Source organism: Caloranaerobacter longqiensis (assembly GCF_050286925.1).
Lineage (GTDB): Bacteria > Bacillota > Clostridia > Tissierellales > Thermohalobacteraceae > Caloranaerobacter.
This window is the reverse complement of the sequence record NZ_JBFWFX010000001.1, coordinates 211,047-227,749: the sequence shown is the minus strand read 5'-3', so window position 1 is coordinate 227,749 and position 16,703 is coordinate 211,047. Positions and strand designations below refer to the sequence as shown.

General features: G+C 30.2%; 21 protein-coding genes. All 21 read right to left on the bottom strand.

Going from position 1 to position 16,703, the window contains the following annotated elements; genetic code table 11:
- Positions 1-11: 11 nt before the first annotated feature.
- Positions 12-413: a F0F1 ATP synthase subunit epsilon gene (locus AB4Y15_RS01160; protein WP_427337922.1), complete on the bottom strand. Its 402-nt coding sequence runs from the start codon at positions 411-413 to the stop codon at positions 12-14.
- Positions 414-437: 24 nt separating this feature from the next.
- Positions 438-1,835 (bottom strand): F0F1 ATP synthase subunit beta, encoded by a 1,398-nt coding sequence (gene atpD, locus AB4Y15_RS01155; protein WP_427337921.1) that lies wholly within the window; start codon positions 1,833-1,835, stop codon positions 438-440.
- Positions 1,836-1,904: 69 nt separating this feature from the next.
- Entirely contained in the window at positions 1,905-2,765 is an 861-nt protein-coding gene (atpG, locus tag AB4Y15_RS01150; RefSeq protein ID WP_427337920.1) for an ATP synthase F1 subunit gamma, read from the bottom strand.
- Positions 2,766-2,911: 146 nt separating this feature from the next.
- The gene (gene atpA / locus AB4Y15_RS01145) at positions 2,912-4,432 is read right to left on the bottom strand and encodes a F0F1 ATP synthase subunit alpha (protein WP_427337919.1); all 1,521 of its coding nucleotides are present in this window, start codon (positions 4,430-4,432) and stop codon (positions 2,912-2,914) included.
- Positions 4,429-4,995, bottom strand: a complete 567-nt coding sequence (locus AB4Y15_RS01140) for a F0F1 ATP synthase subunit delta (protein ID WP_427337918.1) — start codon at positions 4,993-4,995, stop codon at positions 4,429-4,431. Before AB4Y15_RS01140 ends, atpA begins: the two co-directional genes overlap by 4 nt.
- Positions 4,983-5,495 carry a F0F1 ATP synthase subunit B gene (locus AB4Y15_RS01135; protein WP_427337917.1) on the bottom strand — a complete coding sequence of 171 codons (513 nt, stop codon included), beginning with the start codon at positions 5,493-5,495 and terminating at the stop codon, positions 4,983-4,985. The genes AB4Y15_RS01140 and AB4Y15_RS01135 overlap by 13 nt, the downstream gene beginning before the upstream one ends.
- A 128-nt stretch (positions 5,496-5,623) precedes the next feature.
- On the bottom strand, positions 5,624-5,890 hold the full coding sequence (atpE, locus tag AB4Y15_RS01130; RefSeq protein ID WP_054870765.1) for an ATP synthase F0 subunit C: 267 nt from the start codon (positions 5,888-5,890) through the stop codon (positions 5,624-5,626).
- Positions 5,891-5,959: 69 nt separating this feature from the next.
- The gene (atpB, locus tag AB4Y15_RS01125; protein WP_427337916.1) at positions 5,960-6,631 is read right to left on the bottom strand and encodes a F0F1 ATP synthase subunit A; all 672 of its coding nucleotides are present in this window, start codon (positions 6,629-6,631) and stop codon (positions 5,960-5,962) included.
- A 24-nt stretch (positions 6,632-6,655) separates the two neighbouring features.
- Positions 6,656-7,054: an ATP synthase subunit I gene (locus tag AB4Y15_RS01120; RefSeq protein ID WP_427337915.1), complete on the bottom strand. Its 399-nt coding sequence runs from the start codon at positions 7,052-7,054 to the stop codon at positions 6,656-6,658.
- Positions 7,055-7,058: 4 nt separating this feature from the next.
- Positions 7,059-7,280 carry an AtpZ/AtpI family protein gene (locus AB4Y15_RS01115; RefSeq protein ID WP_427337914.1) on the bottom strand — a complete coding sequence of 74 codons (222 nt, stop codon included), beginning with the start codon at positions 7,278-7,280 and terminating at the stop codon, positions 7,059-7,061.
- 672 nt (positions 7,281-7,952) lie between these two features.
- The gene (locus tag AB4Y15_RS01110; protein ID WP_427337913.1) at positions 7,953-8,087 is read right to left on the bottom strand and encodes a cyclic lactone autoinducer peptide; all 135 of its coding nucleotides are present in this window, start codon (positions 8,085-8,087) and stop codon (positions 7,953-7,955) included.
- A gap of 230 nt (positions 8,088-8,317) precedes the next feature.
- Positions 8,318-8,866, bottom strand: a complete 549-nt coding sequence (locus tag AB4Y15_RS01105) for a hypothetical protein (protein WP_427337912.1) — start codon at positions 8,864-8,866, stop codon at positions 8,318-8,320.
- A gap of 129 nt (positions 8,867-8,995) precedes the next feature.
- Positions 8,996-9,241 carry a hypothetical protein gene (locus AB4Y15_RS01100; RefSeq protein ID WP_427337910.1) on the bottom strand — a complete coding sequence of 82 codons (246 nt, stop codon included), beginning with the start codon at positions 9,239-9,241 and terminating at the stop codon, positions 8,996-8,998.
- A 159-nt stretch (positions 9,242-9,400) separates the two neighbouring features.
- A complete protein-coding gene (locus tag AB4Y15_RS01095; RefSeq protein ID WP_427337909.1) occupies positions 9,401-9,814 on the bottom strand; it encodes a hypothetical protein in 414 nt (137 codons plus the stop codon).
- A 661-nt stretch (positions 9,815-10,475) separates the two neighbouring features.
- Positions 10,476-10,901, bottom strand: a complete 426-nt coding sequence (locus tag AB4Y15_RS01090) for a type II toxin-antitoxin system HicA family toxin (RefSeq protein ID WP_427337908.1) — start codon at positions 10,899-10,901, stop codon at positions 10,476-10,478.
- A gap of 601 nt (positions 10,902-11,502) precedes the next feature.
- The gene (locus tag AB4Y15_RS01085) at positions 11,503-12,138 is read right to left on the bottom strand and encodes a hypothetical protein (protein ID WP_427337907.1); all 636 of its coding nucleotides are present in this window, start codon (positions 12,136-12,138) and stop codon (positions 11,503-11,505) included.
- A 259-nt stretch (positions 12,139-12,397) separates the two neighbouring features.
- Positions 12,398-12,988, bottom strand: coding sequence for an accessory gene regulator B family protein (locus AB4Y15_RS01080; RefSeq protein WP_427337906.1), 591 nt, complete (start codon positions 12,986-12,988; stop codon positions 12,398-12,400).
- A 14-nt stretch (positions 12,989-13,002) separates the two neighbouring features.
- Entirely contained in the window at positions 13,003-13,857 is an 855-nt protein-coding gene (locus AB4Y15_RS01075; RefSeq protein WP_427337905.1) for a sensor histidine kinase, read from the bottom strand.
- Between the two features lie 14 nt (positions 13,858-13,871).
- The gene (locus AB4Y15_RS01070) at positions 13,872-14,348 is read right to left on the bottom strand and encodes a hypothetical protein (RefSeq protein ID WP_427337904.1); all 477 of its coding nucleotides are present in this window, start codon (positions 14,346-14,348) and stop codon (positions 13,872-13,874) included.
- Positions 14,349-14,396: 48 nt separating this feature from the next.
- A complete protein-coding gene (locus tag AB4Y15_RS01065; protein ID WP_427337903.1) occupies positions 14,397-15,125 on the bottom strand; it encodes a LytR/AlgR family response regulator transcription factor in 729 nt (242 codons plus the stop codon).
- A 169-nt stretch (positions 15,126-15,294) separates the two neighbouring features.
- Positions 15,295-16,644: a TIGR00366 family protein gene (locus AB4Y15_RS01060; protein WP_427337902.1), complete on the bottom strand. Its 1,350-nt coding sequence runs from the start codon at positions 16,642-16,644 to the stop codon at positions 15,295-15,297.
- Between the last annotated feature and the right edge of the window lie 59 nt (positions 16,645-16,703).

Below are 16,703 nucleotides of genomic sequence, written 5' to 3'. Positions count from 1 at the left end.
TAATCCTGACCTTATTTCTTCTTAGCTACTTCTAATCTATTTAATGCTTTTCTAAGTGCTATCTGAGCTCTAACAATATCTATTTCACCTTTACCACTTTTAAGTCTTTGCTCCGCTCTTTTTTTAGCTTCTTCTGCTCTTTTTACATCTATTTCTTCTGGCCACTCAGCAGCATCTGTTATAATGGTTGTCTTATCTTTTGTAATTTCTACATATCCTCCTGCTATAGCTGCTTCTTTAATTTTTCCATTTTTCTTTATTCTTATCTTTCCAATTGATAAAGGTGTAACCATAGGAGTATGATTTTTAAGTATACCTATATCTCCCTCTATCCCTCTTACGATTACCATTTCTACTTCATCTTCAAAAAACTTTCTATCCGGAGTCACTATTTCTAGGGTGAATTGTGACATTTTCTCCACCTCGCTTTTAAAGCCTTATCTCATGCTCTTAGCCTTTTCAACTGCTTCGTCTATTGTACCTACCATGTAGAAGGCTTGCTCTGGAAGGTCGTCGTGCTTACCTTCTAATATTTCTTTAAACCCTCTTACAGTTTCCTTTATAGGTACATACTTACCTGGTAGACCCGTAAACTGCTCTGCAACGTGGAAAGGCTGTGATAAGAATCTTTGAATTTTTCTTGCACGAGCAACTATTAATTTATCTTCTTCTGAAAGTTCATCCATACCAAGAATAGCTATTATATCTTGTAATTCTTTATATCTTTGAAGTACCTCTTGTACTCCACGTGCTACTCTGTAGTGTTCTTCCCCTATAATAGCAGGGTCTAGTATTCTAGATGTTGAATCCAATGGGTCAACTGCAGGATAAATACCAAGCTCTGCTATTTGACGCGAAAGAACTGTAGTAGCATCTAAGTGTGCGAATGTTGTTGCTGGTGCAGGGTCTGTCAAGTCGTCCGCTGGAACGTATACTGCCTGTACTGATGTTATAGAACCTTTTTTAGTTGATGTAATTCTTTCTTGCAGCTGTCCCATCTCTGTTGCTAATGTAGGTTGATATCCAACGGCACTAGGCATACGTCCAAGTAATGCTGAAACCTCTGAACCTGCTTGTGTAAATCTGAATATATTGTCTATAAATAACAATACGTCTTGGCCTTCTTTATCTCTAAAGTGTTCTGCCATAGTTAATCCTGTTAATGCAACACGCATTCTTGCTCCTGGTGGCTCATTCATCTGTCCGAATACTAGAGTTGTTTTATCTAAAACGCCTGATTCTTTCATTTCGTAGTAAAGGTCATTACCTTCTCTTGTTCTCTCTCCAACACCCGCAAATACTGATAATCCACCATGCTCTGTTGCTATATTGTTAATCAATTCCTGGATAAGAACTGTTTTTCCAACTCCTGCTCCTCCGAATAGACCTATTTTACCACCCTTCGCATATGGCGCTATAAGGTCTATAACCTTTATTCCTGTTTCAAATATTTCTGTTGCTGTTTCTTGCTCTTCAAAAGATGGAGCTTCTCTGTGGATAGGTGCATATTCAGTTGCATTAACCTCTCCCTGTTCATCTATTGGTTCACCTAATACGTTAAATATTCTTCCTAATGTAGCTCTTCCTACTGGTACTGTGATAGGTTTACCTGTATCCACAGCTTCCATTCCTCTAACAAGTCCGTCTGTTGAAGACATCGCGATACATCTTACTGTATCGTTTCCTATATGCTGTGCAACTTCTGCTATAACTTTTTTTCCATTACCTTCAATAACTATAGCATTTAATAATTTAGGAAGGTTATCTTCACTAAATCTTATATCTACAACAGGACCAATTATCTGTACTAATTTACCTGTATTTTTTCCAGCCATTTTTTCACATCCTTTCTTTTATCTTAAAAGTGAATCTTTCTTGTTAATAGAAAGTATCTAGTACCTAAATTATTTAAGCGCTTCTGCGCCACCAACAATTTCTGCTATTTCCTGAGTTATTGATGCCTGACGCGCTCTGTTGTAACTTAACTTTAAGTTTTCTATCATCTCCTGTGCATTATCTGTAGCCGATTCCATTGCATTTCTTCTTGCTGCCTGTTCACTCGCTGATGCTTCTATCATTGCTCCATATATTACACTGTGTATATATTTTGGTATTAAATAATCTAATACTTCTTCAGGAGATGGTTCGTATTCTACTAAAGTTGTCTTTTTTCTGCCTTCTTTTTCTACTACATTCTCTGCTGGAAGAAGTTTCATTATTTTAGTCACTTGTGAAATAGTACTTTCGAATTGTGTGTAAACTATATTTACTTCGTCTATTTCTCTCATTTTATATAAATTTATAACTATATCTCCGATTTCTCTAGCATGAGAATACTTCGGGTTTTCTGAAATATGCACAAACTCTCCTACTAGATTATATCCCCTTTTTCTAAAAAAGTCTCTACCTTTTTGTCCTACTGCTATTATTACCGCTTTTTCTTTATCTTTTATATTCTCCTCAGTCAATTTAATTACATTATTATTATATCCGCCACATAGACCTCTATCTGCTGTTATAACTATATAAGCTGCCTTTTTAACTTCTCTTTTTTCCAAAAATGGATGCCTTATACCTGAAGTTGAAGTTAATATATCTTTTATACTCCTTACTATAGTATTATAGTAAGGCCTTGTTTTTTCTAATTTTTCTCTGGCTCTCCTTAACTTTGCCGAAGATACAAGTTCCATAGCCTTTGTAATCTGCTTTGTATTACTTACGCTTCTAATTCTTCTTTTTATATCTCGCATTCCTGCTTGGGCCATGTTTTCACCTCCCGTCTTGAGCACATATCAATCCTTCATGGTATTTATCATTCATCAACCAATAGTATCCTTGTAGCGGAGAATTAATTCTCCGCTACAAACTAACCCATCAATTATCTAACAAAAATCAGCAGCGAACAATCTACCTAAATATTGTGCTCCTGCTTAAAATTCTTTTTGAATTCTTCTATAGCACTCTTTAATCTTTCTTCCATTTCTTCTGATAATTCACCTGTTTCTACTATGCTCTTACCTACTTCTGGGTAGTTATTATCCATAAAGTTTAAGAACTCTTTTTCAAAATCTTTTATTTTATCTAGTGGAATATCTGTTAAGTATTTCTTAGTAACCGCATATATAATCATAACTTGATGCTCTACTTTAACTGGAGCATATTGTGGCTGCTTTAATATTTCCATTATTCTTTGACCTTGAGCAAGTCTTGCCTGAGTTTCTTTATCAAGCTCTGAACCAAACTGTGCGAACGCTGCTAATTCTCTATACTGTGCTAATTCAAGCTTTAATGTACCTGCTACCTTCTTCATAGCCTTTATCTGCGCAGCACCACCAACACGAGATACTGAAAGTCCCGCATTTACTGCTGGTCTTTGCCCTGAGAAGAATAACTCTGACTCAAGGAATATCTGACCGTCTGTTATTGATATTACGTTTGTTGGTATATAAGCAGAAATATCTCCTGCTAGTGTTTCGATTATTGGAAGTGCTGTTATAGAACCTCCACCATATGCTTCATCTAATCTAGCTGCACGTTCTAAAAGTCTTGAATGTAAATAGAATACGTCTCCAGGATATGCTTCACGTCCTGGCGGTCTACGAAGAAGTAGTGACATAGCACGATATGCAACAGCATGCTTTGACAAATCGTCATATATTATAAGTACGTCTTTACCTTGATACATGAATTCTTCAGCCATAGCACAACCAGCATATGGAGCTATATATTGAAGTGGTGCCATTTCACTAGCTGAAGCTGATACTACTATTGAATACTCCATAGCTCCTCTTTTTTCTAAAGTTTCAACTATTTTAGCTACAGTTGATTTCTTCTGTCCTATCGCAACATATATACAAATAACATCTTGACCTTTTTGGTTTAATATAGTATCTATTGCAATCGCAGTCTTACCAGTCTGTCTATCTCCTATGATTAACTCCCTCTGACCTCTACCGATTGGTATCATTGAGTCAATAGCTTTTATACCAGTTTGCAGTGGAACTGAAACGGATTTTCTCTCAATTACTCCTGGCGCTCTTGACTCAATTGGTCTATACTTTTCAGTTTTAATTGGACCTTTTCCATCTATCGGCTGACCTAGAGCATTTACTACCCTACCTATAAGTGCCTCTCCAACTGGAACTTCAACTATTCTTCCTGTTCTCTTAACTATATCCCCTTCTTTTATATTTTCATCTGAACCTAATAAAACGCAACCAACATTATCTTCTTCTAAGTTTAGAGCCATACCATAAACTTCACCTGGAAACTCTAAAAGCTCACCAGCCATACATTTTTCTAAACCATGTATTCTTGCAATACCGTCACCAACCTGTATAACTGTACCTACATCTACTACATCTAGTTTGTTTTCATATCTTTTAATCTGCTCTTTAATAATTGAACTGATTTCTTCAGGTCTTAGATTCATTTTTTGCTCACCCCTATCTTAGTTACTCTTATATCTTTAAGATTCTTTTGAATTCTATCTAATTGCCCTTTTATACTTGCATCTATTATTTTATCTTGAATTTTAACAAGCACTCCACCTATAATGCCTTCATCAACAATATTTTCAAGAATAACAGTTTTGCCCAACTTTTCAGATAATTTATTTTGAAGTCTTAATTTTTCTTCTTCATCTAAAGGAACTGCTGTTATAGCTTGTGCTTCGATTATGCCTTGTTTTTCATTTGATAGTTCTATGTATTCTTCTATTATATCCATTAGATATTTTTCTCTTCCTTTATCTATTACAATATATATTAGATTTAATATTTCCTGGGCTACTCTACCTTTAAATACTGAATTTATGATATCCTTCTTTTCATTTTTAGATAACTTAGGGTGCTCAAATATTATTTTAAACTCTTTTTCTTTATCAAATATTTCATATATTGAATTTAGCTCTTCTTTAAATTGCTGTATTTTATCTACCTCTTCAGCTACTTCAAATAGAGCTTGGGCATAAGTTTTTCCTATTAATTTTGCCATTTAGCTTCCCCTACCTCGTTTATAAACTTATTTATAATCTCTTTATGAGCTTTAGCATCTAAGTTTTTATCTATAACTTTTGAAGCAGCTAACATAGCTATTGTAACAACTTCTTCTTTTAACTCTTCTACTGCTTTTTCTCTTTCTCTCTCTATTTCTTTTCTAGCTTTCTCAATTATAGCCTCTGCTTCTTTCTTAGCTTCCTTTATTATTTCTTCTCTTACTTCTTCACCTCTGCGTCTAGCAGCCTCTATAATTTCTTGAGCTTCTTTTTTAGATGCTTCAATCTTCATTTCATATTCTCTTTTTAAGTTTTGAGCTTCTTCCTTATTTTTATTTGCAGCTAATAGATCACTTGCTATTTTTTCTTTTCTAGCATTTAAAAATTCAGTAACTGGCTTGAATAAGAAATGTCTTAGTACTAAGAATAGAACAATTGTTGCTATTATCTGCATTACCAAAGAACTAAGCTCTGGAATAACTCTTACATCTATTGACATTTATAAATCCTCCTTTCGCTGTTGTTAGCCGTTGTACCTATTCTATATCTAAATGGTTCTCCCATTAACTTCCAATTTAATACAGAAACAAGAGATGGGCGAAAATACCCACCTCTTATGTAGGTATATTAAAGGGCTCCAAGTAATGGTCTTACAAATAATAATATTATAGCAATAACAAGACCATATATACCTGTTGTTTCTGCAACTGCTTGACCAAGGATCATTGTTCTTATGATATCACCTTGTGCTTCTGGTTGCCTTCCAACAGCTTCTGCAGCTTTACCTGCAGCATAACCCTGTCCTATTCCAGGACCAATACCAGCTATCATAGCTAAACCAGCACCTATAGCTGAACATCCAAGTATAAATGCTTTTGGATCTATTGTTGGCATGTAATTCCCCTCCTTTCAAGGTTTACATACTGTAATTATATTTGACGGACACTAGGTCCGGAATTAACTTTACTCCATTGCCATTGAAATAAATACCATAGTAAGCATTACAAATATAAATGTCTGTATTACACCTGCAAAAACGTCAAAATATGCATGGAATACAGGTGTTATAAATACTGAAAAATAACCTAATGCACCATATATAAGCCCCATGATTATCACACCACTTAAAATATTACCAAAAAGACGGAATGATAATGATATAGGGTTTGCTATTTCTCCTATAACATTTAGTGGAAATAAGAAAGGCATAGGCTCAAAGAATCCCTTTATGTATCCTCCTAAACCTTTAGATTTTAAACCGTAATATTGTGTTAATGCAAAAGTAATTAAAGCTAATCCAAAAGTTACATTGTAATCTGATGTCGGAGGTTTAAATCCTAATAATCCAAAAAGATTTGAAACAAGTAAATATAAAACAAGTGTACCTATGTAAGGAGCAAATTTTAGTTTGTCAGAACCCATAGTAGTTTCAACTAGTGATTGAACTCCTTCTACTAATAATTCTATTACATTAAGTAATCCTGAAGGTTTTTCATCTATTTTTGCATTTTTTATCTTTTTGTTCACGTATATTGCAAAAATAGATAGTAAAATTACTATAATCCAAGTATTAACTATAGTTTCGGGTATAAAAATTTCCTTTCCAAAAAGTGTTAAAGCTATTTCTATTTTCACTGTTCCGACCTCCTTTCATGAAAATTAATTTTGCATTTTTGATGTCTTTCTACCTTTTATAATATCATAAAATGTGTCGAATATAATAATAATTTTGACCATAAAAAGTCCTAACACTGTAGAATAGAAATTTATATAATCAGCTATTGCTGAAATTGTTAACACTATGCCGTAAATTAAGTATCTTATCATGTAATTCCCTACAACATATGGCATTATTTTATTGTTAGACATCTTTACGGCTTTTTCTAATGTCAAGCTCATTAATCTAAAATTAAGTACATTTATTGATGCTCCAAAAATAATTCCATAAATATATGGCTTAGGTTCAGGAAATACCAAAAAAAACACGCCTATTATAAGTATCGTTAATATAAATACTCTCTTTATTATTTTAGATTGCGTATTATCTTGCAGGCTCAAATAATCACTTCCCTTTAGTCCCTTTTGTCGTTATTTTAAATAAACTTATGAAAGATGTAATTATTCCTAGTATTGAAAAGACTCCTAAAAAAATGAATCCTGTATTTAGTTTGTCATCTAAAAAGTTTCCTATATATATACCTCCTAAAATAGGTAGTGCCATAGACAAACCTATTTGTGAGACTAAAGCTAAATTTTGCAGGATTTTTGATTTATTATTCCCCATTCGACCACTCCACTTTTTATTATTTCTAAAAATATTTCTATATATAATACATACACAAATTTATACTCCTACAGAATATGATAAATCTTTTATTAATTTTTATCAAGTTGAGAATAGAAAGACCAAACTCAAAAAAAAGAAAATATTTCAAGTCTAACCCAATTGTATTATTGTTCTTAATCCAATCTTATAATTACCACAATTATTATATCCTTAAACCATATATATTCTGTTTTTTATATCTAAATATTAGATACTGTAGTTCACTATTAGTCTATTTTTCATAAAAATAAATTACTTTGTCAGCAAGTTCAATTATAAATAGTTTAAACTTAAATAGGAAAAATTACAACATTCTCATGATAAAGATAAATAGGAAATTAATATAGTATTTTGAAAATTAAAGAATTTATTACTTTGTTTCTTCTTCAACATTTGACAAATAATTAATAAGATTACTATAATATTTCTATGAATAATAAGAAGAAAAAAGTGTGAAAAGTTAAGATGATTCTCTAACTTTTCACACTTTTATACAAAAATTGGAATGCCGTTTTAAATAAATATTGTTCTAGAATGTAATTTCATTATCCGAAAATGTAAAGCTTAATAAGTAAGAAATTTTTCATTTTTGATTTCATTGCTTCATCATTCATAATAAGATACAATTATTTATTTTTTTAGAATCTCTGGAACTTCTGGCTTATAGAACCAACCGATGCAAGTAGGCTTTACTCCTACATTAGAAATTATAAATAACATTGCTGTAGTTATTGTTAAAAAGTTTCTAAAGAATTTTTTACTCATTATCTCACCCCCTCTCCCACCATATTTTTTACTTATTCAAGGAAATAAGAAAAAACGTGAAAAGTTAGAATTTTTTTCTAACCTTTCATTTTAATTGTATAAAAATATTTTTCCATTTTCAATAATATTTTCCGAAAATGTCATTTCATTGTCCGAAAATGCATTTTAGATACAAGGGGACGGCTTTTCTGTTTCATTTTGTATGCACTAGAACCGTCCCTCTGTTTCCATCAATCAGGAGTAACTTTTAAATATACTTTTTTATCATTAATACTCAAAACTAAATATACTATATCTTTGTATTTATTAAATATTTCTTTCTCTTCTTGTGATAATAATTTATAATGTCTTATTAATGTTCCATGTCCAATATTAAGGCTCTTATTAGGTTTTATTTCTACTCCATCAACAAAGAGATTAAAAACTCTTTCACCAATTACAAATCTTTCAGCAAATTCCTTAGGTATGTATAATGTATAATGAATTTTTATATTTGATGATGTAATGTTTCTAATCTTTAGTCTATAGACTATATTAGCTAAATATTTATCTTCTCTTTGTTCTACAGTAGTTTTATTAAATAGTATTTGAGATTCTTCCATTTCTATCTTTACAAATTTCAAATAGTCAAAATCTTGATCATGTTTTCGTTCTTCAGCATACTTTTGTATAGTATCTACATCTAAAACTTTATCTTCTCTGACTTTAATGGGACTACAACTCGTTATCACGATGAACAGTAGCAATAAAAACAATACTAATCTACATTGTTTCTTCAATTTCAAACCTCCTAAATTTACAGCCTGCTATACAAATAATATCTTATCTTTTAAAAATAGCCTTTATAAATATTTCTGAACTATTAATTATATAAACTATAGTAACAAATAATGCTGAACTGTATTTATTTAATATCTTACTAGTACAAAAAACACACCTGCTATTCCAATGATTGAGCCTAAAAAAAGTAAAATTTTACTGTCTTTCTCACTCAAATAAACTCTTAAAAATATAACTCCTATCATTAACATACTCCATACTAGTGATGATAAAAAAGGTCGACCATAACCATAATAACCAATAAAGGCAATTAACAGAATTGTAATTATAGGAATTAAAAAGAGTATAATAGTACCTTGAGAAATTAATTTCATAACTTAAATACCTTTCCCTTGTTATTTATTCCATAAAAATTACAAACGTCATAAATATTAATAGTAAACTAAAACTATGAATAAATATAATGTCTTTTTCTTAAATAATAATCTTACTTTTTTATTTGACTTGAAGTAGATAATCTAATTGGTTAAATATCATTGTTTTTTAAAGTATATTTTTATTGGATAAAAAATGAAATAGGCTAACAAAAGCCCATATGCAATAGGAATAATACTTCTATGTAACATCACAAAATAGGACATATGATCACCATAATAGGTTTCTAACACTATTAATTTTATAATACTACCAATAATTCCCGCCATTATACTAAATTTTATATAGCTTTCAATAATTAATATAAATTTTTTTACATCTTCTACTGTTTTTTTCTGTAAATACACTTTAAAAATTTCATTTACATCTTTATACGTTTTAGATGCTAACATAAAACAAATCAAACTTATCAATATAAAAATAATGTCATTTATTTGTATAATGATATCAAATTTATTAGTCAAAACGAATAACCCAAAACATAGTAAAATTAGATTTATAATTATACTCAAATTTAACACCTCTAATTCCACATTTATTTTTTTATATGTATTTTAAATAATCGAGTAGGAGGTATCATTTGCTACCGCAGCACATACCGTTCGATATACGGTGTTCATTAGGTTAAGTTTACTTTTTTATTTTAATTAAGCTCTGGCTTTCACATTTGAAGATACCAAAAGTTACTACACGCTTCCTGCTTATCTCTGATTTCCAATCCTACTTCAGCAGTACAGCATTCATATGAAGTTTTCTGTGGTCTTTGCCTCCCTTGTTACTTAACTCCCTAATATTCGGTCCTTCCCTATCTGTCCTAGGTTTAAGATACTATAACCTTCGCTGACTTCTCAAGGTTTAACTATACATCAGTGTATAGGCTGCCATCTTGAAATTCATCTGAATGACGTATCCTTGAGTCCTCCCGATGTAAGCGTAACCACTTTCCTCCAATATATCCGCCACATTTACTGTCTAAACCTTCGAACCATTTTGGGCTTTGTTTTGTTATATCACCCTTGCCTTTGGCTAGTAGTTGCAATTCTATAAAAATATTTTTCCATTTTCAATAATATTCTCCCAAAATGTCATTTCATTGTCCGAAAATGCATTTTAGATACAAGGGGACGGCTTTTCTGTTTCATTTTGTATGCACTAGAACCGTCCCTCTGTTTCCTATTCACATAAATCAAAATTTACTATAGTCACTGCATCCTTTTCTTTTGGTCCTCCTTTTTCAGATGGAGTAACCGATATTTTTATCTGCTGTCCATCTATCTCTTTAACAAAAAACATTCTAGAACCTAGCTGCTCTACTTTTTCCCATCCTTGAGCTTTCAAAGCACTAATTAAGTCCGGCATTACATTGCCTGGCCACTTACCAGCAAATTCTATCTTATTTTCTTTAACTTTTCCATTTAAAATTTTAGGAATATGGTTCTGAACTATATCCTCAATTGTTATTTGTTTAGATTTTACATCCTCATTTTTAACATTTTCCTCATTTATAGAACTTTCAACATCTTTTTGATTAGAACATCCTGCAAATAGTAATGCTAATACTAATATTAAAATGACATATAGTCGATTATTTTTTCCCATGATAATCAAGCTCTCCTCCTTTAAGTGAAAAATTCTAAAAGATTTCATTATTAATCTAATCATTCATCTTTAGCTCTATTAGTAATTAACGGAAATAAAACGACTATTAACCCTATAATTTGGATTGATGAGCTTAAATTATTATAAACAAGTTCTGTGCTGTAGAACTTAATAATACCTATTTTTATTAAAAACAAAAGTATGTAAGAACAAAATCTTCGATTTAAATTTGTATAAGGTAGATTTTGTTGAAATCCATTACGGAAATTATATTTAAAATTATCCACAAATTAATGCAGTTTAATAATTTCCTATGGATTATAAAAAATTGGATAAATTATTTCCGCAATAATACCACTAAAAAGAATTATTAAAATCCCCAATATTAAATGGTTCGAATTTTCCCTACTAAACATATTTATCTATCCTCTCTCTTTAAATTTAGCTACTTTTTAAATATTTTTATAAACTATTAGCTCACTAGTTTAAAAAAGTAATTTAATTCGAAAATTTTTTCAGAAATCTTTAATTTAAGATTTAGAAACTCCACTTTATGTATTTTATCCTTTATTTCACTGTTATGTTAACATTTTATTTCTAATCAATACAAACTCTCTTCATGAAATAAATTTACCGTTTTTCTATAATATTTAGCATGATTTATCGTATTTGAATATGTCCAAAATTTAAGATTAATCCCATGCAAAATAGCATAAGGTTCTGAAATCTCAACACAACCTCTTCCACGTAGTACAACTCTTGCTCCACTAATTTTTTCAGCATACACATAGAATTCTTTCCATTGATGTATATCATAAGAAACAATATCCGTATATGCTTTTTGTTCTTCTATACTTACAAATTCTCTAAATGTCCCTTGTGAATATAAAATACCAGGCACTCCAATTTCTATAACCACACCGGGTGCTACTTTTTGTTTAGCACGTATAATAACATAGTAATAATACTTTTTATCCAGCATTGGACGCTGGCCATCTTTAGAATAATTTTTAGCTTTATTTTGCATATGTTTCTCAATTACATCATCAACATATTTTTTTGCTTCTTTCAAAGACATATTTTTGGCTTTAGAAATTGCTTCTAAATATTCTCTTTCTGACACCAATTTAATATCACTAAAATTATCCACCCCCTTAACATCAGTGAATACAATTAAACTCTTTAATGATAATATAAGTACAATAATAAATAGGAAGATAATACTCTTTTTGAACATAAGATATCCACCTTCTCTTTTTACTTTTAACAAATTTATTTGTCTTTTTTAAACTCTCTAGAATCTTTATTTCATAGAACCAACCGATGCAAGTAAGCTTTACTCCCTTGTTGGAAATCATGAATAACATTGCTGTAATTATAAGAAAAAACGTGAAAAGTTAGAATATTTTTCTAACCTTTCACGCCAATTATATAAAAATATTTTTCCATCTTCAATAATATTTTCCGAAAATGTCATTTCATTGTGTGAAAATGCATTATATAAATCTTTTTAGAAAAGAATCGCATTTGTTTATGAAGATACTCCCAATTGATGTCAAATTGAATAGTTGAATACTTATACCTATACAGCTAGATAATAAAACTTTTAAAAAGTGTAAATCGTCATTTTTCAATAACAACATACTTATCATCATAGTTCCCCAAATTAGTAATATGATAATCCCGATATTTTTAAACTGCATTTTTATATTGTTAATTATTACAAACCCTAATATGATTATCACAATTGTCAAAACAATCAAACTTATATAAGGCAAAAAAGATATTTTAACTAACATTGAAAAAAATATATAAACAATTACTGTAAAAGCAAGACATCGGTCATAGGATGTGCAATGAGCTCCGCCAGTGAATATTCTTAATGCAAGAGAAGAAAACATCATTGTAATTACAAAATCTGTAATATTCAATATTAAAGAAATAATGAAAACTACAAAAAATTCAATTAGAATCCCTAAAATCAACTGTAGACCATAATAAATTTGGGTTTTTTGTTTTTGGTCAAAATTTGAATGTCTACATATACTATTGGTTAAGCTTTCAGATATCTTTTCTAAATTTATCATTTTTTAGCCTCCATTTAATTTTTAGGGAACATGACTGTAAAAATGACTTTATCATAAGCACTATCAACCGTTATTTTCCCATTATTCTTCTCTACTATTTTCTTAACTATATAAAGTCCCATTCCTCTTGAAGTCCCCTTTGTTGAAAAATTCTTTTCGAAAATCCTGTTAAGTGTACGTTTTTCTAATAGTTTAGAGGAATTTTCAATAGTAAAAACATAATCCATTGGAGTCTGAAATATATTTATACCTATAAATCTTTTATCTTCTTGTAGTTCTAATGTAGCGTCTATTGCATTATCTAAAAGATTAGATAATATCTTATTCAAATCGAACGGATTTATTTTTATATTATCAATCTTGCATTTAATCGTTAAATCAATATCTATATTCAGCCTCAACGCTTTATTTATTTTAAATTGGAGCAAAATATCGACTTCTGGTACTCCAGTATTTACAACTAGTCTCAGTTTTTCCGTTTCTTTACTGAATTTCAAAAGATATTCTTCTAATCTATCATACTTTTTTAATTTTAAAAGACCATATATTATTTGCATATGATTTAATAAATCATGACGCTGTTCACGTACTAAATCATTCATTTCCCTCATATTTATAAGTTCTATTTGCTTAAGCTTATACATATAATCCTTTTTTATATGCTTAAATAGTTCTCTTATGATAAAAATACCTAATATATTCAATAATACGATAAATAGCCCAAAAATTAGATTGAAAATTTTAGTATCAATAGGCTGAAATATCTGATTACTAGCTAAAAAGCTATTTATTATAAAAAGAGTTAATAAAAATATACTTATAACATTAAAAGCTATTACAGTTTTCAAGCTAAAGTATTTAATATTCATTTTCCCTTACCTCTTTAAATATCATTTTCATCCTCAAAATCAATAATAGTAAAATTAAATTTACGAATTATTAGAAATAGTATAATCATAATCAAAATTTGAGTGAAGAAAGCAAATAATCTTATCGACATGTTTTTAGTAATCAATTCTGGTGATATTTTTAAAAAATACATTATCGCTTGAATATTAAAATTTTCAACAGATATATAGATACAGCTAGCAAGAATAACACCGCAAAAAATATTAAATAAATAGTTTTTAACAAATAGATATATTGCAATAATCATAATTAAATCATATACAAATACATTCATCAAATACGAATTAATATAAGGTCTTATCAGAAATGCTAAAAATGATACGATAAAACCAATAAGAATCGTTTTAAAATAATTCACCTTAAATCCACATAACGCCAAAGTAAAAATAGTTATTACCAATGCCTCTGGAAAAGAGAAAATTAAAAATTCAACTAACGATAATTTTTGCATTTTATCTATCCTCCATGATGAAAATCCTTCTTCCAGGACTTAAAAATTTCAAATCGTTAGCTTCAAATTATAAGCCGCTGTTATCATAATCCTATTTCGAAAATCATGCTCATACCTTTTTGAAAGCAATGCACATTCCTTATAATTTTTAAATAAAATTTTTTTAGACGAACGACAGTATAAAACTACTTCTTTTATTTTTTTTACATTAACTATGAATGAACGATGTGTTCTAATAAAACATTCTTTATTTAACCTATTTTCTATACTATTTAAAGACTCATAAGTACAATATTTTTGAGTAACCGTATGAATAATTCTTTGTCTTTTGACTGATTCTATAAATAAAATATCATCTGAATTTATTAGTATTTGTCCGCTAACTGTACTAAAATCTATTAATTGAACCTTCAACTTCATATTTTTGATATGTTCTAATGTCTTAAAAAGCCTTTTTTTCTGAATAGGCTTTTGTATATAATCAGTAGCATAAACATTAAAGGCTTCGGGCATATATTCATCATAAGAAGTAATAAAAATCAAGGAAAGAGTTTCGTCTGTCTCTCGAATAATTCTCGCCACATCTAATCCAGACATATCTGGCATTTTAATATCTGTCAATACAACATCAGGTTTCATTTTGCATACAAAATTCAAAAGCTCTTTCCCATCTGTAGCCTCTGCTATTAATTCAACTCCTTTTATCTGTTTTAAATATAATCTTAAAATATGTCTAGCATTCTCATCATCATCCGCTATAATAACCCTAATGGACATTCTATACCGTTGGCTTATATATAAAATCACTTAATAATATAATGCACAGCTTTTTATTAAGCCAACAGGTCATACCTCCTTTATATCATCTTGCTGTGCATAGATACAAGGGAACGTTCTCTCGCCTGTATATCAATTAGGATACACGTCCCTTGTTTCCTTTTGTTCTTTATAGTAGCATTAGTCCAAGTGCTATTATAGCTCCTGTTATTAATAAGTCTACAACACAGAATCCCATGATATCTCTTGCACCTAATCCTGCTATACCTAATGCTGGTAATGCCCAGAATGGTTGAATCATATTTGTCCATGCATCTCCCCATGCTATTGCCATTGCTGTTTTAGCAACTGGAACACCTAATTTAGCTCCTGCTGGTATCATAATAGGTGCTTGAACTGCCCACTGTCCACCGCCTGATGGTACAAAGAAATTGACTAAACCCGCACTTAGGAATGTAAAAAATGGAAATGTTGTTTGATTCGAAATATTTACAAACCAATTTGACATAACTCCTCCTAATGAAAGTCCTGCATCATTAGCTCCTGTCATCATACCCATAATTCCAGCATAAAACGGAAACTGTAATATTATTCCTGATGTACCCTTAGCTGCATTTTTAACTGCATTAAGGAATCTCCTAGGAGTTCCATGAAGTATAATACCTGTAAATAAGAAAATAAAGTTAATAATGTTCAAATTTAATTGAAAACCGTTTTCCTTGAAATAATAGATTATAAAGGTTAGTCCCATGATACCTATTAACATTGAGAGTATAGGACTATTTTCCATTTTATCGGCTGGTGTCATATCTTCAGATATATAAGCAGCTTCTTCTTCCTCCTCCAAAAGTTCAGGGTCAATAGTAACTACATTTTTAGAGTTAGGATGCATTGCCCTATTGATTATAGGTAATACAACAAATATAGCTAATACTATAACAATATTAAAAGTTGCAAAAATAGTATTATTTGTTGATATCGGATTAGTAACTACATCATTTGTAACAGTAGCTAAATCAGTTCCCGGTGTAGCTAATTTTAATGGAATTGAACCTGATAATCCTGCATGCCATACTAAAAACCCTGAATACGCCGAAGCAATTAATAATCTGTAGTCAACACCTTTTACTTGCTTTGCTATTTGTCTAGCAAATAAAGCTCCTATTACTAAACCAAACCCCCAATTTATCCAACAAGCAATTGTAGATATTATCGTTACCAAAACTATAGCTTGCGTTGGACTTTTTGCTAAACCTGATAATGATTTTAACCCTCTTTTAATAATTGGTGCATTAGCCAAAGTATATCCTGTAACTAATACAAGTGCCATTTGCATAGAGAATTCTAATAATTCCCAAAAACGATTGCTCCAATGAATAACCATTGCTATTGGTCCTTGACTTGTAAAAATCATTGCTAATACAAATACAATCAATGTTAAGATGACAGCAAAAAGGAATGGGTCAGGTAAATATCTTTGAACAAGTACAACACAACCATTAGTGAACTTTTTAAACATATAGTTGCTCCCCCTTGTCTTTTATTAATTTGTTTTTTTATAAAATTAGGGTACTTATA

Excerpts from the sequence above, each read along its gene's own strand:
- AB4Y15_RS01160 (WP_427337922.1), bottom strand. The coding sequence starts at position 413 with ATGTCACAATTCACCCTAGAAATAGTGACTCCGGATAGAAAGTTTTTT.
- atpD (WP_427337921.1), bottom strand. The coding sequence starts at position 1,835 with ATGGCTGGAAAAAATACAGGTAAATTAGTACAGATAATTGGTCCTGTT.
- atpG (WP_427337920.1), bottom strand. The coding sequence starts at position 2,765 with ATGGCCCAAGCAGGAATGCGAGATATAAAAAGAAGAATTAGAAGCGTA.
- atpA (WP_427337919.1), bottom strand. The coding sequence starts at position 4,432 with ATGAATCTAAGACCTGAAGAAATCAGTTCAATTATTAAAGAGCAGATT.
- AB4Y15_RS01140 (WP_427337918.1), bottom strand. The coding sequence starts at position 4,995 with ATGGCAAAATTAATAGGAAAAACTTATGCCCAAGCTCTATTTGAAGTA.
- AB4Y15_RS01135 (WP_427337917.1), bottom strand. The coding sequence starts at position 5,495 with ATGTCAATAGATGTAAGAGTTATTCCAGAGCTTAGTTCTTTGGTAATG.
- atpE (WP_054870765.1), bottom strand. The coding sequence starts at position 5,890 with ATGCCAACAATAGATCCAAAAGCATTTATACTTGGATGTTCAGCTATA.
- AB4Y15_RS01115 (WP_427337914.1), bottom strand. The coding sequence starts at position 7,280 with ATGGGGAATAATAAATCAAAAATCCTGCAAAATTTAGCTTTAGTCTCA.
- AB4Y15_RS01110 (WP_427337913.1), bottom strand. The coding sequence starts at position 8,087 with ATGAGTAAAAAATTCTTTAGAAACTTTTTAACAATAACTACAGCAATG.
- AB4Y15_RS01100 (WP_427337910.1), bottom strand. The coding sequence starts at position 9,241 with ATGAAATTAATTTCTCAAGGTACTATTATACTCTTTTTAATTCCTATA.
- AB4Y15_RS01090 (WP_427337908.1), bottom strand. The coding sequence starts at position 10,901 with ATGGGAAAAAATAATCGACTATATGTCATTTTAATATTAGTATTAGCA.
- AB4Y15_RS01085 (WP_427337907.1), bottom strand. The coding sequence starts at position 12,138 with ATGTTCAAAAAGAGTATTATCTTCCTATTTATTATTGTACTTATATTA.
- AB4Y15_RS01080 (WP_427337906.1), bottom strand. The coding sequence starts at position 12,988 with ATGATAAATTTAGAAAAGATATCTGAAAGCTTAACCAATAGTATATGT.
- AB4Y15_RS01075 (WP_427337905.1), bottom strand. The coding sequence starts at position 13,857 with ATGAATATTAAATACTTTAGCTTGAAAACTGTAATAGCTTTTAATGTT.
- AB4Y15_RS01070 (WP_427337904.1), bottom strand. The coding sequence starts at position 14,348 with ATGCAAAAATTATCGTTAGTTGAATTTTTAATTTTCTCTTTTCCAGAG.
- AB4Y15_RS01065 (WP_427337903.1), bottom strand. The coding sequence starts at position 15,125 with ATGTCCATTAGGGTTATTATAGCGGATGATGATGAGAATGCTAGACAT.
- AB4Y15_RS01060 (WP_427337902.1), bottom strand. The coding sequence starts at position 16,644 with ATGTTTAAAAAGTTCACTAATGGTTGTGTTGTACTTGTTCAAAGATAT.